We start from the raw sequence: 25,578 nt of genomic DNA, 5'->3' as shown, positions 1-25,578 counted from the left end.
AAAAAAGGTCGCCATTCATGGCGACCCTTTTTTTCACTTCACTTCTACCGTATAATTCCCTGTTCCACCACCATACTGGTATACATGTAAATAGTACTTCCCTGGATACGTATTGTAACTACCTACTAATTTATTTCCTTGTTGCTGTGCATACGTAACATAATTATTTAAATCTGCTTCTGAATAAAGAACCCAGTTTACTCCGATATTATTTTCCTTCGTTACATTAATTTGAAGGTTTTTCGCAGTTTCTACATTTATTTCAAAGTAATCACTCGTATCACCGTTTCCTAAACTAGCACGTAAAACTTGATTTAACTGCAGTTTATTTGCCGTTTGGAATGAATTATTTGGCTCTTTTTCTACACTGTTATCTTCTTTCTTTTGAACCGTTACACTTGTTGTAGCAGTATTAGTTAACCCTTTATCGTCTGTTACTGTTAATTTCGCTGTATACGTCCCTTCTTTTGTATAAACGTGAGTTGGATTTTGTTCATTACTTACAGTACCATCACCAAGCTCCCATTTATAAGAAATAATTTTCCCATCTTCATCTTTTGATCCATCGCTTTTAAACGAGATCGCTTCATTCGTATGTCCGCTATACGGACCATTTATAACCGCGACCGGCGCTTTATTCACTGCACCTTCTTCTGTATTAATACCGTGGAACACAACATCATATTCAAATTGCCCTGATGCATTCACACGATAATTCACAAAGTATGCTGTTACAGTTTTATAGCCTGTCCATTCTTTTGCACTTAAACGTTTTAACGTATCATTAACGTTTTGCGTAATTGTTTTCCAGTCTTCATTTTCTCCTTTTGCAGCAGTACCTGTATACGTTCCTTGCAGTGTAAATGTATTAAAGAATTGTGATTTATTTTTCTTTACTGATACATTACTTAATTTTGCTTCCGCTGTAATTTCTGCGGCAATATCTGAAACTGGTTTCGGTGCATGAGTTGCTAAATAATCATCTGACACTAACGGAACATTATATTTCTCACGGTTGTCTACTAACATTTGCATATAGTCTTGATACTCTTTATTTAAATTCGCATCTTTACTTAAAGCAGAGCGATATGCATCATATGCTGTTACATCATTTTCCCTAATAAGATCATGAACTTTATCAAACATATCGTATCTCTTATTGTACATATACGATTGTAAAGCAAAGGAATAATTATAGAAATCCCACGTTCCATACTTTGCATTTAACGTTCGCTCTGCGGTATAACGTTCTGCTGGATTTGAAGATAGTCCTCCTATAATACTCTTTCTTGGAACGACGTTGTCCGTTCTCGTTGCACCTGCAAAAAACTCAGCATTCCCTTCTTCAAACCAAGATAATCTCTCATTCTCATACATCTTACCTTGTCCCCAAAGTCCTGGCACTTCATATCTACCTTGTAAATAATGCGTGAATTCATGTCGGAACAATTCTTCTAAACTATAAATACTTTCTTCTGGCGTACGTTCATAAGTAAAGAACGTACCTGTTCCTTCTATATAAAGACCGCCGTTATTCGTTTCATACCCGTACAATTGACGATTAAATTGATATTCAGCCGGGCTATTATAAATAACCATCGTTAATACATCATCTGGATTTCCTTTTTCTAACGGTTGGTCACTTTCAACCGTACGATGGAATTGTGCCTTCACTTCTTTTGCTGCCCAATATAAACGTTTAACTTTCTCCTCAGTCACTTTATCTCCCGCTTTTAAAACAATTGCACCATCATCAAACGTATACGTTTTCGGCAAATACTTTTTCTTCCCATCTTCTCGTATTTGATCTAAATCAACAACGTTACCGTTTGCATCTTTCCCGCCATAATTCGTCGTAATTTGCTCAGCTGCTACGAAATATTGCTCACCTAAATAAGGATAGATTTTCATCGCATCTGTTACAACTTGTAATCCTTTTGTCCCTGTACTATGGAATGTGCCGAGTCTACCTGTATAATAAATTCCATTATTAATAAGCCATCCGTTTTTCTCTGTAATCGTTCCCATTAACGCGAATCTACTTAATTCATTAATATAACTATCTATTTTTTGGTACCATACTGTATCTTTCGGTGCTTTTCTCGTATCGTACAAATACGATTGAATATCGTAATCAACACCTTGCATAATATCGTAAATCGCATTTCCAGCTGAAAGATTATCTACCAATGTAGAAAAATTATCATTATATTGCTTAAAAATCTTTGCAGCCGATGTTATCGTTTCCACATCACTCGAAGCATTTCCTATTAATTTCCCATATGATGATACAACTTTATTTTGTTCTAACGTACCGAGTTTGAAATTTGGATTGTTCGCAATCGTTTTTAATGCAGGTAAGCACTTGTCATGATAGCTACGTTCATTTAGTTTACTTAATTCTGTATTATAAAACCCTAAATAAAACCCTGATCGCAAAACTTCCACTAATGTCTCAATCCCTTTTGAATCGTCTTGCGTATAAGCCTGTCCTTGCTGCTTCAATTTATCAATAATTGCCTGCATCCTACTATCATTTTGATAGAATGCAAGGCTGTCCTTATTAAACTGAAATAGCCCCGTAATTTGCTCCCAATCGATTGTTACAAGTAAATCTACTAATTGTTGATTGCTTAATTGATTTAATTCAGCAATTGTATAAGTTTTCGCTACAGCTAATTGCTTACTTTCCTTTTTTACTTCAGGCGGTCTTTGCGATAAATCAGCAAATTGTAGCCTTTTCTCAAAAGACTTGCTTTCTAATACTTTCGATGAATGAGCTAATTCTTCCACGGGCAGTTGTACACCAACCGGCTCCATTTTTAGCACATTTCGATATGAAACTTGCTCTCCCTTAGTATCTTCCGCCAATATGCTTCCTTGAAAACTCCCTAACATTAAACTAGCAAAACTTACCCCTACTAAAACTTTTTTTGAATAGCCTTTCATGCTCTCCCCTACCTTACATTTTTTAGTGTCTCGCTCCATTATTTTACTATTCTGACTATTTATTCTGTATTGAGAAAAAAGAAGGGAACGTTCACACATGTATCCATTCAAAGCGAAAATAACACTTGACTTCACATGTGATTTATGTCAAAAAAGGATAGATAATAGCGAAATTCCTGCTACATCTATCCTCTATTTCAACACTATGATTTTAACTTTATAAACGTAACTTCCGGCAATGTTTGCATATGCTGAATAAATGCATTCTTTTCTTCTGACGATATATTTTTCAATTGCATTCCTACCTTATAAACTATTTCTGTATCTTGCTGTAAGGCTTCAACTTCATATGAAAGTATTGGAATACCTTTCACTCGTAGCGTCTCTACTATTTGTTGTACCGCTTCGTGTTTATTTATACACATTTGCACCGTTATATTTTGCGGAAATAAAAATTGTACCTTAAAAATACGACTTACAATCTCTAAACCAATCAAAACGAGAATCATCGCTCCAATCCCTACAACATACATACCTGCTCCAATTGCTAGCCCTATTCCTGCTGTAGCCCATAAACCAGCCGCTGTCGTTAATCCTTTCACTGCCTGCTTTTGAATAATGATTGTACCTGCACCTAAAAATCCAACTCCACTAACAACTTGCGCTGCAATCCGGCTCGGATCAAGAGCCATATGTTCTTCAAACACAATATCCGAAAAAGCATATTTCGAAACGACCATTATTAAAGCACTCCCTACGGCTACTAGGAAATGTGTTTTTAATCCAGCTTCTTTTGAGCGAATTTCCCTTTCAATACCGATTATCGCCCCTAACAAACCAGCAACACCGATTCGTATAATAAAATCAATATGTAAGCTCACGAGCACTTCCCCCTTTTATTCATTATAGAGAGATAGAACAAAAATTATCACATGCATCTACCCATCGATATAAAAGCATTTTATTAAAATACATTTAATATCCCAGTGATTTTATGTTAATATTTTAAATATTAACATAAATAAAACAACCTACTTCTCATACAAAAAAACTTTAAAGTTCAACGTCTAACTTATTTTCAGTTAAAAATGGCATATGAGTTGCGTGAAATGAGGTTGAGAAAGTCGGGAAACGCTTTCATTTTATATCATAATTTTTGTGAAATAAAACATAAATAAAAGGAGCTTACTAACAATGAACGTCTCTTTACTTACACCTACTACTGATTTACAAGAAGAATACTTAGATTTTTATAACGAATGGAAAGATAGCAGCGAAACGATGATTCCATGGGTTATTTCAAAAAATCCTTCTAATTTCACGGCAATGATTCAAGAATTACACGACGCACATAACGGAATAAATATTCCTGAAACTTGGGTACCAGATTCTACTTATTGGCTTGTTACAAATGAAAATAAAATTGTAGGAGCTGTTAATATTCGTCATAGTTTGACGGAGCATTTATTTAATGCTGGAGGCCATATCGGTTATGGTATTCGCCCTTCTGAAAGAAGAAAAGGTTATGCTACAAAGTTACTAGAGTTATCATTAGAAAAAACGAAAGAATTAAACATCACGAAAGCACTTGTCGTTTGCGACGAAGTGAATACTGCTTCAGAGAAAACGATTTTACATAACGGAGGTCTCCGTGATGATGATTTCACTGAAGAAGATGGGAATGTTGTGAGAAGGTATTGGATTGAGCTCTAAATAATCAAAAACAAGCCAGAAAGTGATTAAACACTTTCTGGCTCCTTTTATCCCGCGTTAACGGGCAGTACAACTCCCACCTCAAAATTCAGCTGGAACAAAGAAGTTAGGTGGGAGATTAACTGCCCATAAACGCCCGATTGGTGAAGGCTAATAATCAGTGGGGGATGAACAAAGCCCCCACTGATTAAAGTTTCACTTTATACTGCTTCTATTTCAAACTGCACTGTAATACCACTTGGATCTACTACAGTAAATCCATTTGTAGTTTCATTTATTTCATGTTGTTTTTCTATTAATCTTTCTTTCACTTCATCTAACGCTTCTTTATGCGGTAGTACTATCGTATACACTTTTAGTCCAGTTGCATGTGCTGGTGGATACGGATTATTTACTCCATTCCACGTATTTGCACCGATATGGTGATGATACCCTCCTGCCGAAATAAATAAGCAATCATCTTCACGCTGCTGCACTTCAAAGCCTACTGTTTCTACATAAAACTCATGTGACTTTTCTACATCAGCTATTCGTAAATGGACGTGTCCAACCACCGTTTCGGCTGGTAAGCCATCAAACTCATAATCAACGAGCACTGCCAGTTCTTTTAAATCAAGTGGCGTACTTCCTCCTGGCCCTTCTCCCCACTGACCTCGAGGGCGATCTGCATAAATCTCGATACCATTCCCCTCTAAATCTTGTAAATAAAACGCCTCACTATACGTATGATCACTTGCACTATTAAATCTTGAAATTGGCAAAATTTCATTTGAATATGTATAACGCCCTTCTTGCTCAGCCGGACTATCAATTACCTTTTTATTGCGAATAACACCAAATAGTGCCGAAGCAAAAGCTTCACGAGTCGGAACTAAAAAGGCTACGTGATATATACCCGTCGTACGCGGTTCTTGTAGCGCTGCATCTTCCAACTGCTCAAGAACAAGTAACGTATTCTTACCACCTTTTCCTGTTAAATATGCTTTATTCCCCTCTTGCTTACTTACCTCTAACCCTACTACATTCTCATAAAAAGCAATTTGACGCTCTAGATCTTTTACTTTAAATGCAACATGACCAATACGTGTTTTCGGATGAATTTGTACCATGAATAACGTCCTCTCCAGTTCCCTTTAGTTTTTTATGTAAGTTGATAGGCAATAGGCCCATTCAACGAATACACCTTAATTTTATTTTTTTGTAGCATCAACTTTTAGCCATTTTTTCGATATGTCACTTAATGTTCCATCTTGCTCTAATTCTTTTAACGCCTTGTTTATATCTTCTAACTTTTCACTCTTTTTTTGCAAATGGAAATGCAATCTCTCCCCATTCAAGTGGGCCAAATCCAACTTTGACATTATCTAGTTTCGCCTTTGTTATTGTTGTTTCCACTTGAACTTTATCATTATAATAAGCATCGACGCGTCCAAACCCTACTTCGTTCAATTCCGCCGTTGGATCCTCTGAGTACGTTTTAATCGTAAAAGCATTATTTTTATTTAAAGCTTTTAACTCTTGCTCTCCTGCTGTACCAAGTCCAACACCTACAGTCTTTCCTTTTAGATCCTCTAGCGATTTAATTGTATTATTATTTTTCTTCACCGCAAAAACAGAACCTGAATACACATACGGTATCGAAAAGTCATATTTCTTTTTTCTTTCCGGAGAAACGGATAATTCATTTGCAATCGTATCAATACGGCCTGAATCTAATAAACCGAATAATCCTTCAAAATCAGAAACATTCCATTCTACTTTATATCCAGCTTTTTTAGCAGCCGCTTCAATAATTTCAGCATCAAAACCTTTTACTTTCTCACCCTCTTTAAATATAAATGGGCTACGACCTGCAGAAGTCCCAACTTTCACTACTTTTTCATCTGTCTTTTTACTTGCTGCATTAGAACCACATGCAGACAAAGCTCCAACAGATAGTATTAATGCTAATGTTAGTAATAATGACGATTTTCTCATAACTCTTCCTCCTAAATAACGAAATGATTTCCTTCTTCAGATGCATTTAATTGCCGTAAAAACTTTTTCGTACGTTCATTTTGTGGGTTTCGAAAAATCTCTTCTGGCGTTCCCTGCTCTACGATAATTCCATCAGCCATAAAAATAACGCGATCAGCCACCTCTTTTGCAAAATTCATTTCATGTGTAACAATAACCATCGTTATATGTTGTCTTGCCAAGTCTTTAATAACTTGTAATACCTCATTAACTAATTCTGGATCAAGTGCTGAAGTCGGTTCATCAAACAATAATACAGCTGGATTTAAAGCCATTGCCCTAGCAATCCCTACCCTTTGCTGTTGTCCACCTGATAACATCGTCGGATAAAAATCTTCTTTATCAGCTAAGCCTACTTGTTTTAATATTTCTCTCGCTATTCCATTTGCCTCTTCTTCACTTTTTTTCTGTACAACCGTTAATGCTGTTGTAATATTTTGCAATGCTGTTTTATTTTTAAATAAATTATAGTTTTGAAAAACCATAGCTGTTTTTTGACGTAATTTTATGATTTCTTTTTGATAAAGTTTCTTCGTATGAATCTCTAAATCTTCAATTCTAATACTGCCATCATCCGGTTGTTCTAATAAATTTAAACATCGTAGTAATGTCGATTTCCCTGAACCAGAAGGTCCAATAATTACTACCACTTCCCCTTTTTTTACAGTAAGTGAGATTCCTCTCAGCACTTCATTATGTTTGTAAGATTTATACAATTTTTTCAACTCGATCACATATATCACCTCATTTCTCTTATAAATACGGTGCATCAAGTTTCTTCTCCAACCTTTTCTGTCCCCAGCTGATTACGATTGTAATAATCCAATACACAATCGCTACCGCTAAATAGCTTTCCATGTAACGATACGATTGTGCCGCCAGCATTTTCGCTTGTGCCAATATTTCAGCCACTCCAAGTGCAAAAGATAACGAAGATTCTTTTAACAATCCAACAAAATTATTTCCAAGTGACGGCACTGCTACACGAATAGCCTGCGGAAAGATAATTTGTCGCATCGCTTGTGCTTTTGTCATTCCAACTGATAAACAAGCATCCATTTGCCCTGATTCCACAGCATTTAATGAACCTCGAATGATTTCTGACAAATAAGCAGCATTATTTAAACTGAGGCCAATTAAAGTTGCTTGCATAGCTGTAAGTACTGTAAAAGCCGGAGATATTTGTGGCAATCCGAAATATAACACAAACAATTGAACTAATAACGGTGTCCCTCTAAAGAAAGAGATATACACCCTTGCAATTGGATATAAAAATTTCGTTTTGTTTTTTGTAATAATCGCCAAGCCAATCCCTATAAAGAAAGAAATAATCATTGAAACTACAGTAATCCCTAAAGTTATGTATACATACTTAAATAATTGCGGAAAACTTTCTAAAAAATACGCTACATCAAATTTCACGCTATCCCCCCTCTCTAAACAAAAAACTCTTCTTACACATATAAGAAGAGTTGAATGTTAATCCATTTCCCTTCATCTTCCAAACGTCTTTTACGTTTGCTGGAATTAGCACAGTGCTTTTTTAGCCTGTTGCTGAGATTTCACCGGGCCAGTCCCTCCATCTCTCTTGATAAGAAAACTAATAAATTTTTCCATTTATTTAGTTGTTATTATGAAGAATACAGTTAAAAATAAACAATGTCAATAGGAAAACTAAGAATTAAACTCAACCCTTTTTCGAACATACTAGTAATACATCAATTTACTATTCTTAATAAACTGTACACAAAAGCCATCTCCTCTGAAATTCAGAAGAGATGGCTTCAATTATAGAAACTATAAATATTTTACTTTCTTATCCTTTAACTACATATTTATTTCATCTTATGTACTTCAGCAACTAACTTTCCGCCCTGAATGCCCATATAAAGCTTAACAGGAGCATCATTCGTGTTTTCAAATACTAAATCTAAATATGGATACGCAATTGTTGCATCTCTTCCCTGAGGGACATAACCTACTGTTTTAGAATGTGTAGTTCTCTCTACCATTTTCAAACCAGCTTGATCTGCTGCATTGTATAGCGTTGATGATGTTTGACAAACGCCACCACCATAACCATCTACTAATTTACCATCTACAATTTCTTTACCTAATTGATACCCTTTATCTGGCGTTGTATCACCGATTAATGCATTGAAAGAGAAACTGTCTCCTTTTGCTAATACAACTCCATTTATGCTCGCTGCCGACAAACGAATATTCTCAATACGGCCACCTGCTGATCCACCTAAATTCGTTTCATATCTACCAATTACCGTGCCACTTCCTTGCGCATCACTTAATGTTGCGGTAGGCTTTTTCTCAACGATAGGTAACTGATATGAAGAATCCCACATACCAACGTTTAATAATTTATCTACTAATTCTTTTTCCATTAATTCAAAAGAAGGCTTTCCTTCTTGCCATGATCCATCAGATGCTATACGTGAAGGGACCATCTTTTTGTCAACACTTTTCCCGACTTCACCTGCAACCTTCGTTACGGATTTTTTGAATTTCGCCTCATCTTCAAAATAACCTAAACTCGATAAGTCTATTTTTTTCACTTCAGTACCAGTACGCCCATCCACTAAGCTAATTGAATCCTGTACATCAGCCTTAGCCTCTACAACATTCCCACCAAAATCACTTACTAATGCCACATCACTTACTTTTGTACCACAACCACTTACTACAGCTACGCATAGCACCCCTACTAATATACCCTTTATTTTTCGGAACAATATACTCTCTCCTTTTCCCCAACATTATTTCTTATGTATTATTTCATTTTTATGTATCTTTTGTTACAATCATTTTACAATATATTTAGAAAATGTTACAAGTTGTTTTTTACTCTATTAAAATTACTCTTTTCTTTTGTAAATGTCTATACATATTTATATAAATTTTCGAGTTTGATAAAATTGTAACTTTTATGCAACCTATCTCCATCCAGTATATACCATTCAACAGATGAAATACAAATGTAACACCCTTTCATTTCACCTCTCTATTCACCTGCATGCTTCAGAAACCGCAATACCGCTTTCTCATATGTGATCATTATTAACAACTTAAACCGAGCTTTTATCGGTAAAAACAATCATTCACTTCAGGTATATAGGTATTTGCCGTGCCACTACTCCGCTTTTGCACATACATTATGATGAATTTAACCTATTATAAAGAAATGGAGGATGTTTTTATGTATCCCTACAATCCTTATGATCCATATAACCAATATGGTTACCAACCTCAGTATGATTTACAGGCACAATACCAACAATATATAGATCAAACAGAACAAGTTAATCCATATGATCAAAATCGACAATTTCAACTTCCAATCTCTTTCCCTGGTACTGGAAACCGTCAATTAGAAAGACGAGTAAATGAGCTTGAGCAAAGAGTACGTCAACTAGAAAACACAGTTGAGCGTCATACGCGTAGATTAAACCGCTTAAATCAGCGTTTACGTACAGTAGAAAATAGGCTAAATATTCCATTTTCAGCATTAGAAGACGGATTTTAATTTCGAAAATAACAAATATATAAGGAAGGGGCTCCCCCTTCCTTATATAAATTGACGAAAGTTTTTTCCATCTCTATACTGATAAGAGTTAATGAAATGAAACAAGGTGATAAATATGGATTTTGAAATAAATTTTCTTTCCTTTTATGTAGTACAAGTAGAAGGAAAAGGTGAAGCAGTTGATAAGCGCTATAAACATTTTCAAACATTAGACGCTGAAGAGTATGAAGATAGCTCTTTAAAAGAATTTTTGAATGGTGAATTATTAAAAATTTCAAAGCGAAAAGTAGAACGTCACGCAAAAACAGAACAAGCCCCAACGAAGATCGGTCGCTTTATTGTAGAAGAAGGGCATGAACTCGATTCAAACCCTCATTACAACTTATTTAATCGTATTCGCTTTGCAGAAACAAAAGAAAACTTCAAAGATATGAGCGAACCTCTCGTTTATACATACCTTGACACAAGCGCTGTACGTGGTGGTGTGTTTTTAATCGCTCAAGCAAAACTACGCAAATACTTTGATGATCCATTCGTATTCGTAATGAAATGTGACTTCGAACCAAAGGTTGCTTCCATTTCTGATGAATCAACACTTATTCGTAACGTTGAAATGGCCATCACAACAAAGAATATGAAATCTATCCAGTACCCATACATGCCTGAAGAAGGTATGGTGGAGCCTGGCGAACTAAAAATACACCAAGCATCACACGCCCGCTACTTTGAAGACTTCTTAAAATTCGTCGAATACGAACGCTCTATGCCTGAAATTATGAAAACACAAGTAATGGACATGGTATACGACCAAATTGAAGATGTATTTGAAGAAGGTACTGAAGAACGTGAACAGTTCGACCAAGCGATGGAAGTATGGGCTGCCAGTCCGAAACGCGAAATTATGGAACAATTTTCAACAGAAGAAGTAATGGAAGCTACCGCTCAAATCGTCGAGCACGCCCCTGAAGTGGAATTAAAGCTAAAAGCAGATCATATCTCTGTGAAGGCTTTGCTTGCTGATTTCGGAGACCTAATACATATTGCAAAGGTAAACGACCGATATGTATTAATGATTGAGGCTGATACACTTACGTTTGAGAAAGGTTTCTCTCCCATTGAGTTTTTGAAGCCGGATGAATTACAAGACGTAATTGAGCGGATTGAGAATAAACAGCAGTATAGCTATGGATCAGGAGAAATTGAATAGAATAATGTAAAGAAGACAATGACGGGTTAAATTCCATCATTGTCTTTTTATTATCGAAAACATTTCGTATCAAGAACATGCGCTGTAACGTGTCCGTCTTGTATATCTGTTAATGTTATATTGTATGATCCGAATGGGATTGAATAAATGCTTCCATATACCTATTTTTACTGAGCTCTATTAACAAGCACTCTTTTATTTGGGACATAGTTGACATTTATACTAAAAACCGATTCTACTAAGAATCGGTTTTTCTTCTTTATAACAAATATGCTTATTTTTAAAATTTTTTTTTGCTCCAAGATGACATTTCTTGTAGAATCAAGCAGATTCCTTCCTTGTTGTACAAGCGTATTTCCATGAGAGACATCTACTTCAATATTTCTAGTTGACCAAGTCCTTCTATAAGTTTTTGGTGTTTTTGGTGTTTTTCCTTTTAGTCATTATGTATGTTTTTAAAATGAAAATTTCACTTCACTACCTCAAATTTATTGTACTCGTAAAAAGATAATTGAAAACGATATTCTGGATGCTCTCTCACCCAATCGTAAGCTTCTTCTAAAATATCCATTTTGTTTTGTAAGTCATTAAGTTCACTACATTCGTCCCTTTTCTGTTTGCACAGAGGGCAGAATCCATTCACTATTTCGGCACTCGTCGCCCTAATAGTTTTACTTTCTAAGTCAACTACTAGACGAAGAAGAAGAGAATGCTCTTCTTTTGTAGTCACCGTCATTTCAGCGATCCCATCCTCATTCCAAAAGACCCCGTTTAATTCCATCTTTACGGTGACGTCTTTGATATCCAAGTCTATCACTATCACACCTCCCTTGTATAAAACTCTTATCTTATTCTTCGATTTTAATCTTTAATACACCACGATTTAAAGATATATTAAGCGTTTCCATTTTTTCTAAATTCAGTTACCTGTCCTTTCATTTATACATATACTACTATAGATTAAACTTACTTTAATAGAATGGAGGATTTATATGGGGTGTTACAATTCATCAGAAAGAAAGATATACGAACTCGAACAAAAAATAAACAAGTTAAACTTTCAGGTGAATAACTTAAATGAAAGAGTTCATCAATTAGAAAATACAGTTGAGCGACACACCCGTCGGTTGAACCGTTTAAACCAACGTTTACGTACTGTAGAAAACAAGTTAAATATTCCATTTTCAGAAAGTGAATATTAACTCGTTAATTCGAACAATGTAAACAATGCTATTCCTATTATATTTCAAACTAGAAATTCACGTTATCTCTCCCTAAATACTGAATCCTCTGCGTAATTTGCTCCCTATTTTGTTCTATCCCTCACACTACTCTCCATTATCTTTCTCAGAAAACAAATAATTTGTACATTCGTACTAAAAACAACAAAATATTCCATTAACAATACAGGACAAGCCGTGAATTCTCCAACTAAACTTCAGCAACTTAATCCTGAAGTCTAGTTGTACATATGAATAAAATAAATTTTATTACTAACTTTCTTCTACTACTTTCTCCATCTCAGCCAAATACCTAAGCTGCCGCTCCGCTTTTCTCACCGCAGTAGGAAAGTGTTTTTTCAGAAGTTCTACTGCTGATTCACTTATATAATATCTTTCCGTTATACTTTCCCATGTGTCACTACTTTCAAATGCACTCCATACAAAAGGACGCTCTGTATTTTTTCTCAGTTCTTTAAACACCCATTTCCGCATCCTTTTTTTCGCTTTTTCTGTTAGTTTTCCGTTCTTTACAAGTTCAAGCTCACCATGTCTCTTGTATCGCTTGTTAATATCTCTCTCGCCATATACTTTCAGAAAGATATTTGCTGTATTCTCAGCATCTGCTAAAGCCCGGTGCTGCTTCCCTTCCCACGTTAAGCCGAGCTGACCCACTGCTAATTGTAAACTTGGTGTATGCTCAAATAATTCTTCATACGCCTGAAAAACAAATTTTTGCACATCAAATCTACTCTCTTTTTCCATACATGGGCATTCTACACCGTATAATGTACAATCTTGAGATAGAAAACGGTAATCTTCTTTTCCCCATGAAACAAATATTGAATCTTCTCCGATGAACTGAATAAATTTCTCTATAATTTGAGGGAAATTCCCTACACCTATTAAATCTTTCTTTGTAATTCCAGTTAATTTTGTTGTATGACGAGTTAATGGGGCACTTGGTTTTACTAACTCTGAAAATTCTCCAATAACCTTCATTGTACTCACATCTATTTTTACAGCTCCAATATCAACTATTTCTGACGGATCTTCTGATTTATACGGCCTAAAATTCCTTTCAATATCAAACACAATGAAGTGTGTAGCGTTTTTCAATTTATTTACCTCTTTCTAAATTCCTTTTCACACACATACTTTATTTTCAGTATTTATTTATTAATGCACTTTATGCATGAAAAACTTCGCATAAAAATCAAAAATTCAGTCTTATTATTACATGTACATAGGAGGATATTCAATAAAAACGCAAAAAAAAAGAAGGGCAAGCCCTTCTTTTTTTCATAATTACTTCTTGTTTACGTTTGTAGCTTGAGGTCCACGGTTACCTTGTTCTACTTCGAAAGTAACTTCTTGACCTTCTTCTAAAGATTTGAAGCCGTCGCCTTGGATAGCTGAGAAATGAACGAATACGTCTTCTCCGCCTTCAACCTCGATGAAACCGAAACCTTTTTCTGCGTTAAACCATTTTACTTTACCGTTTTGCATTTAAAAAATCCTCCTACAATGTACCTATATGTACATATTCATTTTCAACCACTTTACAATAATACATCATATATTAAAAAACTGCAACCCCAGAGGAGATTTAACATTGCTATCCTCCTCGGAAGTTACAGCTCATTTAAATCTCTATATTATTAAAAGTAAAATGGTTTAAAGTAACTATATCATACCAATATAATAAAAGTAAAGTTTTTTTAAAGTTATACAGCTTTTTTTTTCCACTGCATCGTTTTTAATTCACCTGATCCAGCTACAACATAGCCTTCTTTTTCATTAACAATGCGCCAACCATGCCCTTTAACCGAATCACATACTGTAACAATTCCTTCTTCAAGAAGCACACGGCAAACAGTGCTAATTCCCGCCTTATTTTGCGTTGACGTTGTATATAACACATGTTGATCCACACTTAAATCTAAATAACTACTCGCTTTTTGTTCACTTTGACATGTATGCCAACCTATTTTATCACTTTCGATACTCTCATTTATTCTGCAAAAAGAAATATTTCCGCTAATCCCCTTGCACGATCCCCTTGCCGCTACTAAATAGGAATTATGTATAGTCAACGCAGAAATCATCTGATTCATCGCTATTTTAATCCTTTTTAATTTACGTGTCTCTAAATCAAAAAGCCAAACACCACCATATTTAGTATGTATTTTCGTACCGATAAATAAGTAATGTTTATATAAAAATAATGATCGAATAGATGGTGCCTCACTACCGTAATTAAGAAATGGCTGAATAGTCTCCCATGTGGAACCAAAATTATTAGAATGATACAGTGTTTTATCTCCATGAGCAATTACTGTTCCATTCTCATTACTACATACATTCCAGCTCGTTGCTTTCGTTGGAAAGCGCTGGATCGTCCACGTTTCTCCACCATTCATACTACGAATAAAAACTCCTTCGTCTCCTACTCCGTAAACTACGTTACCTTCACTATGTAAATCTCGAATTCGCTTTTGGAAACCAGTTAAAGCCTGTTTCCATTCTCCATCTTTTTCAATGAATAAACCATTATATGTAGTAGCTAACAAAAGCTTTCCATCTCTTAACTTTGTAATAGCAGTTGCACTTAACATTGTTTCCACGTTGACACTCCCGTTCCTAGAACTTCTCGGCAAAAGCAATTGCAAAATCACTGCATTTTTCAACGTCTTCTTTATCTTCTGGAGCTAATTCAATTTTCAATCCTTCTTGTACAAGTTCTGCCCCACATTTTACAAGACGTTCTTCAAATATCGTTACCGCTTCACAAAACAGCTCATACGCCGTATCACCTGATCCAAAAACAGCCACTTTTTTACCCGTTAAATCTATATTTTCTAACTCATCATGGAAATCTTCCGCTTCAAATGGTAATTCACCATCACCCCACGTATAAGATCCTAAAATGATTCCATCATAAGCTAATAATTCTTCAGCATCCATACCTTCCATCTCTTGTAATACTACTTCATGATCAAAGGCATCTAAACTTACTTTAATTAAATCAGCAATACTCTCTGTATTCCCTGACATACTTGCATACGCTATTAAAATTTTCGCCACTTTGGCATCCCCCTCTTACAATAAATGATTCTCATTCTCATTATATTAATAATGAGAATCAATTTCAATTATATTTTTTGCTATTTTATTTTATTCCATAAAAAAAAGAACAGATGACTATACAATCATCTGTTCTTTTTTATTACTTTTTAAAAATACCAAAGGGTTTTCCAACTGGTAATACAACTTTTCCGAAGTGTGTATTTAACACAGCTGCTGCTGAACCATAGAAAGATAATAATGAAATACATAGTTCAGAATACGCTGCTAAATTATGCATTGCGTGCGGCATAACACCTAAAGTACTTAATGAAAGACCGATAAATAAGAAATCAATAAGGACGAAAATCATAAATAATACTTTATGTGTTTCCATTGCACCAATTGTCATAAAGATCGTGAAAATCAAGTATCCGATAAAGGCTACACCGAGCTGTTTTGAATCTGCAGTTTGGGCTAATTTTTCGCCAAATACTCCAAGTTGAATTAACCAAGTCATTCCAACACCTAACCAAAATAGGCCGTACGCACCAAATGCTGTTGTACCGAACGTATTGTTGTGCTTTGCATCGTGAATGCATGCAAAGATTTGTGCAAATCCTCCTAAAAAGATTGCCCATGGTAATACAAGTGAAACGCCATCTGTTAAGCCTAACTTTTGAGACGATGCTACAAGTGTTACCATCGCTAATCCAAATAGACCGATTCCAGATGGATCTGCTGTTGTCATTTTCACATGATGTGTAGTAGTTTGATTGCTCATATAAACCTCCTGATTATAAACATACTCGAATACAATACTTAAATCAGAAGGCTATGTCAATGGTTTTTTTTGTATGTTGTCAGACCTTATATTCCATAATAATCAAATACACATTTGGCCACATCATAAGGTTTTACATTTAAATTTGGCAACTCATTTACTGGCATCCATAAAGGAATATAACTCCCTCTATCTTTCAGCTCGAACTCCTCGCCTTTACCACTTCCGAAAACTCCACCTATAATATGGGCATTATAATAATACTCCGTACCTTTATACTCCACCTTTGCAATCAGATGCTCCACTTGTATATGTACCCCTAATTCTTCATAAACCTCTCGCTTCGTTGCTTCTTCAGGCGTTTCTCCTTCTTCAATTCCCCCGCCTGGAAAAACAAAATACATCTCACCTTCTCGAACACGTTTTATAAGAGCGATTTTACCACCTTGTATAATTATAGCTGCACCGCGATTTCTTCTCACTTTATTACCTCAACACCAATCGCAACTGTTCCCCATTCTTTTTCTTGTTCTTTCGTATATATTCCGTATGTACTTTCTAACATTTCTTTTATACTAAGTTCTTCACAATCAAATAATTTTTTATCAATTTGTTCGTACATTGCTTTAAAGCTTTCGTATCGTTTTATCTCCGTTACTTTTACAGCCATCGTTTCTGCTGTCGTAAGGTTCGTAAATACAATTTCATCGTCTTGTTTTATAAGTTGACGTTTTTTATCGTATAAGCGTACTTCATATACTTTTTTTCCTAATTGAATCGACTGAAAAGGTTTATTATATAATCCCATTTCGTATCTCATACATTTCACTCCCTTTTATTCATCTTGCCTACTAACATTTTTGCACATTACCATTTCATACAACATAGTTCGCCTTACTTCACCTTACATATAATGTTCCATATCCATTACTTTCTTTAGAGAGGATGCTAAAATTGGTATGTTATATTTAAATCAAAAACCTGAATATAATAAATATGATATCGGTGATTATACTTACAGTAAAGTAGGCCCTATTATTTTTTCTTGGAATGATGAAACAAAATTAAAAATAGGTAAGTTTTGTTCATTAGGAGAAGAAGTCGTTTTCGTACTTGGCGGTGAACATCGTGCTGATTGGATAACAACTTATCCATTTAATGTCCTCTTCGAAGAAGGAGCACACATTACTGGTCATCCTTCTTCAAAAGGTGATATCGTAGTCGGCAATGATGTATGGATTGGTTATCAATCCTGCATTTTATCTGGTGTTACAATTGGTAACGGGGCCATTATCGGGGCCAAGAGTGTTGTTACAAAAGACGTACCTCCATATGCAATCGTCGCTGGTAATCCTGCCAAACTAGTTCGATATCGTTTCTCGCAAGAAATCATTGAAAAACTAGAAAACCTTGCATGGTGGGACTGGGACATTTCCGTTATAAAAGGAGCTATTCCATTTCTACTCTCCAACAAAGTCAACGAATTTTTCACTTCTCCCGAAGAAGAAGCTACTTGATCTAAACAAAAAGAGCATCCTATTCTTTCAGGATGCTCTTTTTGTGTTTATTTTTTATTTATTCGCAACTGATTACACGGAGAACAGTGAAATGGAATTTTGTCTAAACAATTAAAGTTTGTTTCACAAATTTGTTCTATCGTTGGAACAAATGGAATGACAACTATGTTACTATCTATTATTTGTGTAACAGGTGGCAATACTGTGCCTACTTGATGTTCGAAGCGAATACTCGCTTGATTAATATAATTTCCTGAACCACTTGGTGCACTCTGAACTGTTACTTGGAACGAAACTGTCCGTGCTTCACCTGGATTTAAACTTCCTATAAGAAACCCTGATACTGGGCTTACATTTGGCACTGGCGTATTATCAACAGTTACACTTCCAGGAACAAATCGAAAACTACTATCTAACATATCTTGAAAACGAATATTTTGTATCGCTGTATCCCCCGTATTCGTAATAACTGTCGTAAACGTAATAACATCTCCAATTGTTGCTGATTGAAGATCTGCCGTTTTTACGACTGTTGTTGAAACATTTTGAGGAATAAACGGGATAACAACTGTATTACTATCGCCTTCAACTACTACTGGCGGCTCATTAGGATTTACAGTTGCAAGCCCATTCGCTGTAGCTGTATTTGTTACTAAGTTATTTATTTGCCCTCCTGTTATTACAACTTGGAAATTAATAATTGCTGCATCATTCGGCTGAAAATCACCTAAAAGGATACCGGTATTCGGATTGGCAAATGGAAAAGGTACATCATTTACCGTTACCGTGCCATTTATAAATAACGTATTTGGGTCAATGATGTCTGTTAAAATAATATTCGTCACAGGAACTGTACTATCATTTATAACAGCAATTCCGTAAGTGACAACATCTCCTACCATTGCTACTTCAAAGTTTGCTCCTTTTGCAACAAATAAGATTGCAGTATTTACCGTTACAATAACTGTATTACTCGTGTCCATCACTGTAACTGGCGGTTCCCCTGGTACTAAAATATATTCTGCCGATGCCCCAGCAACGTTCACTACTGTACCACCATCTGGAAAACTTGTAATTGTAGCTTCATATGTTACAATCGCCGTCTCACCGACTGGAATGTCTAAAATCGTAAATCCAACCTGCGGATTTACTCCTGGACGTGCTACTCCATTTACCGTTACACTATTTGGTACAAAAGCCGCTTCCGGAGATAACACATCAATAAATTGAACATTCATTGCATCAGCCGTACCAGTATTTAATATGCGAACACGGTACGTTACCGTTTCTCCTACTCCAACAATTGAATGATCTACTTCTTTCAGCATATCTAAACTGCCTCTATTTACTGGTGTGACTGTCGTATTACTTGAATTCGTAATTGTAAACGGTGGTTCTCCTGGAATCAATTCAAAATCTCCAGTTACTCTCACTGTATTCATAATGCTACTAGAAGGCGGAATTACGATTACATTTACTTCAAATGTGATTAGTATGCTATCTCCTACTGCAAGATCCGGTAATGAAAAGCCTACAAAAGGATCTAAACCTACTTGTGGAATCCCATTTATCTGTACACTCCCTGGAACGAATTCTAAACTAGGTGATGGAACGTCAATAAATTGCACATTTGTCGCTGTTACCGTTCCTGTATTTGTAACTTGCACACTATACGTTAACGTATCTCCTAATCGTGTCGCCTGTTTGTTGACAGTTTTTATAACATTGAATCGCCCTCTATTTACCCTTGTTATTGTCGTATTACTCGGCTCTGTTACTACAACTGGTGGTTCTCCTGGTACTAAAGTAAAACTTCCTGTTATATTTGCAACATTCGTTATCGTTCCTGAAGATGGAATATTTGTCACTATCGCTTGGAACGTCACTATAGTCGTATTGCCAACAAGTATATCGCCAATTCCAAACCCAGTAATCGGATTCAAACCAGGTTGCGGAGTTCCATTTACCGTTACACTATTTGGTACAAATGACGCTCCTGCTGAAATCGTATCAATAAACTGAACATCGTTAGCTGTTACTGTTCCTGTATTCGTTATTTGCACTGTATACGTTAATACATCTCCAACTAAGGTAGCAGCTCTATTGACTTGTTTAATAACATTAAAGCGTCCTCTATTTACAGTTGTGAGCGTTGTGTTACTTGGCTGATTTACTATAACTGGTGGTTCTCCTGGTACTAATATAAAGCTTCCAGTAACATTTGCCGTATTGGCAATTGTTCCGTTTGATGGAACACTAACAACGGTTACTTGGAATGTGACTTCTACACTTCCCCCTGAATTTATATCTGGAAGTGGGAATCCATTATTAGGATTGAACCCAGGTTGTATCACACCACCTATCGTTACACTATTCGGCACGAATGCTATAGAGGAAGGTAATACATCACTATATTGAATATTCGTCGCTGTCACTGTCCCTGTATTTTGAACTACTGTCGTATATGTGATTGTATCGCCTACTGCAACAATTGGCTCACTTACTGATTTTAAAACATTCAAACCAGGTTCATTTATTTCGGTTAATGTCGTGTTACTTGTCGTTGTTTCAGTAATAGGCGGCTCTGTTTCACTTACAGCAAATGTAGCCGTAACATCTACAAAGTTAACAACTGTTCCACCTTCTGGTATGCTCGTTACCATCTCTTGATATGTGACAAGTACAAAATCATCTACAGGTATATCTGGAACTGTAAAACCGATAAAAGGATCTAATCCTGGTGCTGGTACCCCGTTTATGCTCACACTTCCTGGTACAAATGCTACACCCGCGGAAGTAGTATCTATAAATTGAACATTCGTCGCTGCCACTGTTCCAAAATTAAAAATCAATACATCATACGTTAAAATTTCTCCTACAGTCGCTACTTCTTTATCTACTAGTTTTAACGGAAAAATAAACGCTATATTAATTGTCGTAACGACTAAATTTGTTAATATCGTTTCCGTAATCGGTGGTTCCTGCGGATTTGGTTGTGAAGTAAATGTAACGTCTGCATCATTTAATATGACTTCATTATCTGGAATTTCTGTAATCGTCACTCGGAACGTTACCTCAATACTTCCACCATTAATTAATAATGGAGTAACTGTAAATCCTATTTCTGGATTTAAACCAAGTTGCTGCACCCCACCTATCGTTACACTATCTTCTACAAATGTCGTTCCTTCTGGTATGACATCTTGGAAGAACACATCTGTAACAGGTATAATTCCTACGTTTGAAATTAGCACGGTATACGTTAATACATCCCCAACTGCTCCAGTTGCAACGTCAACTGTTTTGGTTGCTGTTACTTCACCAGGAGGAGGTAACGGTATCGTAACTACTGTCGTATTACTTGAATTTGTCGTTGTTACAGGGGGCTGTAAAGGATTTAATAAAAAAGTGGCCGTAGCAGCTGCCGTGTTTAGTACGGCTCCACGCGTGGATGGCGCAACTACTGTTACTTGGAACGTTACAGTCAATGATGTGCCAGCAGCTATATTAGGAAGCGTAAAACCTATATTTGGATCAAATCCAGGTTGAGGAGTTCCATTTATCGTTACACTATTTGCTACAAATGTTGTTTCTGGAGCAATTGGATCAATGAAAGAGACATTCGTTGCTGTTACCGTTCCATTATTTCTAATGACAACAGAATACGTGTAAATTTCTCCAAGTGCCGCTTGTTGTACAGATGAAGATTTTTGTATATTTAACTGTGCTGTGTTTACTTGCGTCACGACGAAATTGCTATTCGTAACAGTCGTTATTGGAGGATTAGCTGGATTTATAAGAAAACTTGCAGTAACGTTTGATTGGTTTCTAATATTTCCACCACTCGGGACACTCGTCACTATAACTTGAAACGTAACTGTAACGGTTTGCCCAACTGGAATATTCGGAACTGGAAAACCTACCACAGGGTCTGCACCTTGCTGAACAACTCCATTTATCGTGACACTATTCGCTACAAACGCAGTTCCAACAGGAATCGGATCTTGAAAAATAATATTTGTTGCAGGAACAGTTCCTGTATTTTGAATAAGAATCGTATACGTTAACGTATCTCCTACACCTGCTTGCGGTGTGTTTACACTCTTTATTACATTAATTGATCCTACATTCACTCGCGTCACAACAATATTACTAATCGTTACAATTGTAATTGGTGGCTGGAGAGGACTTACTTGGAAATCCGCAGTTACATTCGCATTATTCGGAAGAACTCTATTTGGTGGTACACTCGTGATTGTCACCTGAAAAGCAGCTGTTACCATCCCTCCTACTGGAATATTAGCAAGTGGAAATCCAGTTGTTGGGTTTAAACCGGGTTGAGATATCCCGTTTATTGTTACACTATTCGCAACAAACGTTGTTCCAGATGGAATTGGATCAAGGAATGACACATTTGTCGCTGCTACCGTTCCACTATTTTGTATACGAACTGTATACGTTAACGTATCTCCTACTCCTGCTTCAGTAGCGCTTACGCTCTTCATTACATTTAAACCTGAAGAATTCACCACTGTCATAACAGTATTACTTGGTACTGTTACAGTAATCGGTGGCTCTGTTGGATTTACAAGGAAATCTCCAGTTACATTCGCATTATTTACGACATTATTTCCTTGGGGAATTTCATCAATTAATACTTCAAACGTAACAATTACACTCGCGCCAGTAGGCAAATTATTTAATGGGAATCCAAGTTCTGGATCTGCCCCTTCTTGTAAAACACCATTAACAAATACACTGTTTGCAATAAATAATGTCCCTTGTGGAATTGAATCTTGGAAAAATACATTTGTAGCTGGTACACTACCCGCATTTATGACTTCGATTGTATATACTAAAACATCCCCTACCGTTGCAACATCCGTATTGACTGATTTCACAACTTCAAAATTCCCTGATTGTACAGTTGTATTCACAATGTTACTAGGAACATTGATTGTTACTGGCGGTTCGCTCGGATTCACTTGAAAACTTGCTGTTACATTTGCTTGATTTAAAATATCTTCATTTTCTGGATCCTGTACAATTAATACGTCAAATGTGACTACAACGGTTTGAGCCGCAGGAATATTTGGAAGAGAAAATCCTGTATTCGGATTCAATCCACTTTGCGGTACTCCATTAATCGTTACAGTATTTGCAACAAATGAAACAGCGGAAGAAATAGTGTCTTGGAAAAACACATTTGTTAACGGAACGTTTCCTGTATTTTGGACGGCAATCGTGTATGTTAAAGTGTCCCCTACTGCCGCTTGCGTTGTATTCACTTCCTTTATTACATTTAAACCACCTGTATTAACTTGTGTTACAACTGTATTCGTTTGTCTATTAATCGTTACTGGCGGCTGATTCGGAATAACGACGAAATTAGCCGATACATTTCCACGATTCGCAATCGTCCCTCCTGATGGCGTAGATGTGACTTGTACTTGAAAAGTCACTGTCCTACTTCCACCTGGAGATATATTCGCTACTGTAAACCCAGTCGCAGGATTTGCTCCAGGCTGTGAAACCCCATCTACAGTCACACTATTTGGAATAAAAGTCGTTCCAGTTGGGATCGGATCTTGAAAAATAACATTTGTCGCAAGTACATTTCCTGTATTTTCAATTGTAACGGTGTACGTAAGAACGTCATTAACTGTCGCAAAAGCTCTATCCACTGTTTTTCTCGTTCTTATATCAGCTATATTAATAGTAGTAAATACAGTATTACTTGTCGCTTGACCTGAAATTGGTTGTTGGCCAGGCACTGGAGTAAAGTTAAATGTTACACTTGCACGGTTCGGAATTGGATTTACAAGAGGATTAGATGTTACTCGAACTTGAAAGCGCACTACAGTCGTTTGTGAAGCATTAATACTTCCAAGATTAATACTACTTGATGGATTCGCTCCTGGACGTGCTACTCCATTTACCGTAACACTATTTGCGACAAATGTTGTTCCTGCAGGGATACTATCAACAAAAATAACATTGTTTGCAGCAACATTCCCATTATTCGTGACATTAACTGTGTACGTTAATACGTCATTAAGCGTTGCCGTCTGTAGGTCTACAGATTTTTGCATACTTATAGTTGCTTGATTCACTGTCGTTTGTACTGTATTTGAAGAAGACGTACTTGTAATAGGGGGACTACCGACAAAAGGACGGAATTGATATGACACCATTGCACGATTTGGAATAGGGTTTGGGTTCGGGAACGATGTTATTCGAACTTGAAATGTAACAATTCTTTGCGTGTTATTTGGGATTGTACCTAAATTAATTCCATTCGCTGGATTCGCACTCGGTTGTGTTACTCCACCTACCGTTACACTACCTGCTACAAATGTCGTTCCGTTCGGAATACTATCTTGTAATACAACGTTTTCTGCACTTCCTGTTCCTGTGTTCGGGACCGTAATCGTATAGGTGAGAGTATCCCCTACCCCTGCAACTGTTCTATTAACCGATTTAACAGGATTAATGATTGGACCTGTCGCATCAATTTGAACACCAAAACCAGCTGCAGCGTATCCATCTCCATTTGTGACAAAGCGAACAGTTGCTGACGTCTGATTGTTTACTAAAGAAGATGAGGCGTCTACATTCGTAATATCCCACCCTTGTCTTCGGACCGCTAAAGCGATTCCTAACGGCTGATTCAAATCTCCAAATGTGCCGCTCGTATCTAGATTGCCACTATCATTACAAATTTGTGATTGAAAGAAATTATTCGCGGGGTTTCTCGGTCCGAATAATGCGACTGTAGCATTTGCATTCGGTCCAAAGCGAAGCTGATCTCCAACAATGTTAGAATCACCTTCTTGAGCAGTTACGAGCACTCTTCCTGTAACAGCTCCTGTTGCTGGAGTAGCAAATCCTGAAATAGTAGCATCAACTGGCGGGGATGAAGCATCGATAATTTCTTGACCTGCATATACTGACAAATTCCGAAGTGGTAAACTTGCATTTTGATAAACTACCTCAAGCGTCCAGCCAGCTGAACGACTGATTGTTGGATCAGCTGAAGTTCTTGCAGCTGGCACGGCACCTGTTGTATATGTGCCTGCCCCACCTGCACTTACAAGATTCGTTACATTAGCAGAGCGAGCATAATAAAACTGGTTTCCTACCGAACCTTGCTGCGCAGTTGCAGGATCTGGTGCAACAGAAAATGTTCCTGCTGGTGTTGTAAATGAAATATTATCATTTAAAAATGCTGTAACATCCTCTGTATCGGTTCGGTATGTGCCGGCCCATACTAGTTCTGCGTATAAAACACTACTCCCTGCTGGAAGGTTCAAAATTGCACTTGAAGAATTTAATGGCCAGTCATTCGTTGTTCCTGCCGGGAATCCAGGCACTTGAAGCGATGTATTTATCGTTGTAAACACATCAATCGTGCCGAAGTTATTGTTTGGTGCAGGTGATGTAGGACTTAGTCCCAACGTGTTCCCAGTGAACGTGACAGCACCAGTTACTGTTGTTGTAAAACGATTCATAAAAGGCACACAATCATCTCATTTCATTTATAGTAAAAAGTGCTCTATACTATAAAA

The 25,578-nt window shown here is 36.5% G+C and carries 19 protein-coding genes, 2 pseudogenes and 1 riboswitch; of the genes and pseudogenes, 5 read left to right on the top strand and 16 right to left on the bottom strand.

Features of this window, described 5'->3' with window-relative positions:
- Positions 1-33: 33 nt before the first annotated feature.
- Both colA and MHH66_RS09195 read right to left on the bottom strand, forming a co-directional pair.
- Positions 34-2,949 (bottom strand): collagenase ColA, encoded by a 2,916-nt coding sequence (gene colA, locus MHH66_RS09200; protein WP_078185281.1) that lies wholly within the window; start codon positions 2,947-2,949, stop codon positions 34-36.
- Positions 2,950-3,152: 203 nt separating this feature from the next.
- A complete protein-coding gene (locus MHH66_RS09195; protein ID WP_078185280.1) occupies positions 3,153-3,830 on the bottom strand; it encodes an MgtC/SapB family protein in 678 nt (225 codons plus the stop codon).
- A gap of 313 nt (positions 3,831-4,143) precedes the next feature.
- Between MHH66_RS09195 and MHH66_RS09190 the strand changes: the two genes are divergently transcribed.
- On the top strand, positions 4,144-4,662 hold the full coding sequence (locus tag MHH66_RS09190) for a GNAT family N-acetyltransferase (protein ID WP_078185279.1): 519 nt from the start codon (positions 4,144-4,146) through the stop codon (positions 4,660-4,662).
- Positions 4,663-4,862: 200 nt separating this feature from the next.
- On the opposite strand, the gene MHH66_RS09185 is transcribed toward MHH66_RS09190, so the two are convergent.
- The 5 genes and pseudogenes from MHH66_RS09185 to MHH66_RS09165 form a co-directional block, all read right to left on the bottom strand.
- On the bottom strand, positions 4,863-5,771 hold the full coding sequence (locus MHH66_RS09185) for a VOC family protein (RefSeq protein ID WP_078185278.1): 909 nt from the start codon (positions 5,769-5,771) through the stop codon (positions 4,863-4,865).
- Between the two features lie 81 nt (positions 5,772-5,852).
- Positions 5,853-6,639 (bottom strand): annotated as a pseudogene (locus tag MHH66_RS09180) (amino acid ABC transporter substrate-binding protein).
- A gap of 11 nt (positions 6,640-6,650) precedes the next feature.
- On the bottom strand, positions 6,651-7,412 hold the full coding sequence (locus tag MHH66_RS09175) for an amino acid ABC transporter ATP-binding protein (RefSeq protein ID WP_165689470.1): 762 nt from the start codon (positions 7,410-7,412) through the stop codon (positions 6,651-6,653).
- A 19-nt stretch (positions 7,413-7,431) separates the two neighbouring features.
- On the bottom strand, positions 7,432-8,100 hold the full coding sequence (locus tag MHH66_RS09170; protein WP_002066492.1) for an amino acid ABC transporter permease: 669 nt from the start codon (positions 8,098-8,100) through the stop codon (positions 7,432-7,434).
- 69 nt (positions 8,101-8,169) lie between these two features.
- Positions 8,170-8,276: riboswitch (SAM riboswitch) on the bottom strand.
- 237 nt (positions 8,277-8,513) lie between these two features.
- Entirely contained in the window at positions 8,514-9,425 is a 912-nt protein-coding gene (locus tag MHH66_RS09165; RefSeq protein WP_002128453.1) for a VanW family protein, read from the bottom strand.
- Positions 9,426-9,889: 464 nt separating this feature from the next.
- Between MHH66_RS09165 and MHH66_RS09160 the strand changes: the two genes are divergently transcribed.
- Together MHH66_RS09160 and MHH66_RS09155 are read left to right on the top strand one after the other, a co-directional pair.
- Positions 9,890-10,216, top strand: a complete 327-nt coding sequence (locus MHH66_RS09160; RefSeq protein ID WP_002087720.1) for a hypothetical protein — start codon at positions 9,890-9,892, stop codon at positions 10,214-10,216.
- Between the two features lie 115 nt (positions 10,217-10,331).
- Complete coding sequence (locus tag MHH66_RS09155) at positions 10,332-11,423, top strand: DUF3900 domain-containing protein (protein ID WP_002033604.1); 1,092 nt, start codon at positions 10,332-10,334, stop codon at positions 11,421-11,423.
- A gap of 469 nt (positions 11,424-11,892) precedes the next feature.
- On the opposite strand, the gene MHH66_RS09150 is transcribed toward MHH66_RS09155, so the two are convergent.
- Positions 11,893-12,240, bottom strand: a complete 348-nt coding sequence (locus tag MHH66_RS09150; RefSeq protein ID WP_033709368.1) for a hypothetical protein — start codon at positions 12,238-12,240, stop codon at positions 11,893-11,895.
- A gap of 262 nt (positions 12,241-12,502) precedes the next feature.
- Here MHH66_RS09150 and MHH66_RS28575 point away from each other — a divergent pair.
- A pseudogene (locus tag MHH66_RS28575) lies at positions 12,503-12,625 on the top strand (hypothetical protein); the annotation flags it as partial.
- A 291-nt stretch (positions 12,626-12,916) separates the two neighbouring features.
- Here the strand turns inward: MHH66_RS28575 and MHH66_RS09145 are convergent.
- The 7 genes from MHH66_RS09145 to MHH66_RS09115 all read right to left on the bottom strand — a co-directional run bounded on the left by MHH66_RS09145 (position 12,917) and on the right by MHH66_RS09115 (position 17,313).
- Complete coding sequence (locus tag MHH66_RS09145) at positions 12,917-13,762, bottom strand: exonuclease (protein ID WP_078185276.1); 846 nt, start codon at positions 13,760-13,762, stop codon at positions 12,917-12,919.
- Between the two features lie 189 nt (positions 13,763-13,951).
- Positions 13,952-14,152 (bottom strand): cold shock-like protein CspB, encoded by a 201-nt coding sequence (gene cspB, locus MHH66_RS09140; RefSeq protein ID WP_001179147.1) that lies wholly within the window; start codon positions 14,150-14,152, stop codon positions 13,952-13,954.
- A 218-nt stretch (positions 14,153-14,370) separates the two neighbouring features.
- Positions 14,371-15,270, bottom strand: a complete 900-nt coding sequence (locus MHH66_RS09135; protein ID WP_078185275.1) for a WD40/YVTN/BNR-like repeat-containing protein — start codon at positions 15,268-15,270, stop codon at positions 14,371-14,373.
- A 16-nt stretch (positions 15,271-15,286) separates the two neighbouring features.
- Positions 15,287-15,730 (bottom strand): flavodoxin, encoded by a 444-nt coding sequence (locus MHH66_RS09130; RefSeq protein ID WP_001062757.1) that lies wholly within the window; start codon positions 15,728-15,730, stop codon positions 15,287-15,289.
- Between the two features lie 142 nt (positions 15,731-15,872).
- Positions 15,873-16,493 (bottom strand): acetate uptake transporter, encoded by a 621-nt coding sequence (locus MHH66_RS09125; protein WP_000070943.1) that lies wholly within the window; start codon positions 16,491-16,493, stop codon positions 15,873-15,875.
- A gap of 86 nt (positions 16,494-16,579) precedes the next feature.
- Complete coding sequence (locus tag MHH66_RS09120; protein ID WP_002128457.1) at positions 16,580-16,975, bottom strand: NUDIX hydrolase; 396 nt, start codon at positions 16,973-16,975, stop codon at positions 16,580-16,582.
- On the bottom strand, positions 16,972-17,313 hold the full coding sequence (locus MHH66_RS09115) for an ASCH domain-containing protein (RefSeq protein WP_002128458.1): 342 nt from the start codon (positions 17,311-17,313) through the stop codon (positions 16,972-16,974). The genes MHH66_RS09120 and MHH66_RS09115 overlap by 4 nt, the downstream gene beginning before the upstream one ends.
- Before the next feature lie 139 nt (positions 17,314-17,452).
- On the opposite strand from MHH66_RS09115, the gene MHH66_RS09110 reads away from it, so the two are divergent.
- Positions 17,453-18,010: a CatB-related O-acetyltransferase gene (locus tag MHH66_RS09110; protein ID WP_063219680.1), complete on the top strand. Its 558-nt coding sequence runs from the start codon at positions 17,453-17,455 to the stop codon at positions 18,008-18,010.
- Positions 18,011-18,057: 47 nt separating this feature from the next.
- Here the strand turns inward: MHH66_RS09110 and MHH66_RS09105 are convergent, their stop codons facing one another.
- The gene (locus MHH66_RS09105) at positions 18,058-25,530 is read right to left on the bottom strand and encodes a DUF7507 domain-containing protein (RefSeq protein WP_078185274.1); all 7,473 of its coding nucleotides are present in this window, start codon (positions 25,528-25,530) and stop codon (positions 18,058-18,060) included.
- Positions 25,531-25,578: the final 48 nt, after the last annotated feature.

Origin of the sequence: Bacillus sp. FSL H8-0492, assembly GCF_038006145.1 — a bacterium.
Taxonomy (GTDB): domain Bacteria; phylum Bacillota; class Bacilli; order Bacillales; family Bacillaceae_G; genus Bacillus_A; species Bacillus_A mycoides.
The sequence above is the reverse complement of the archived record's forward strand: the minus strand, read 5'-3'. Positions and strand labels throughout refer to the sequence as shown.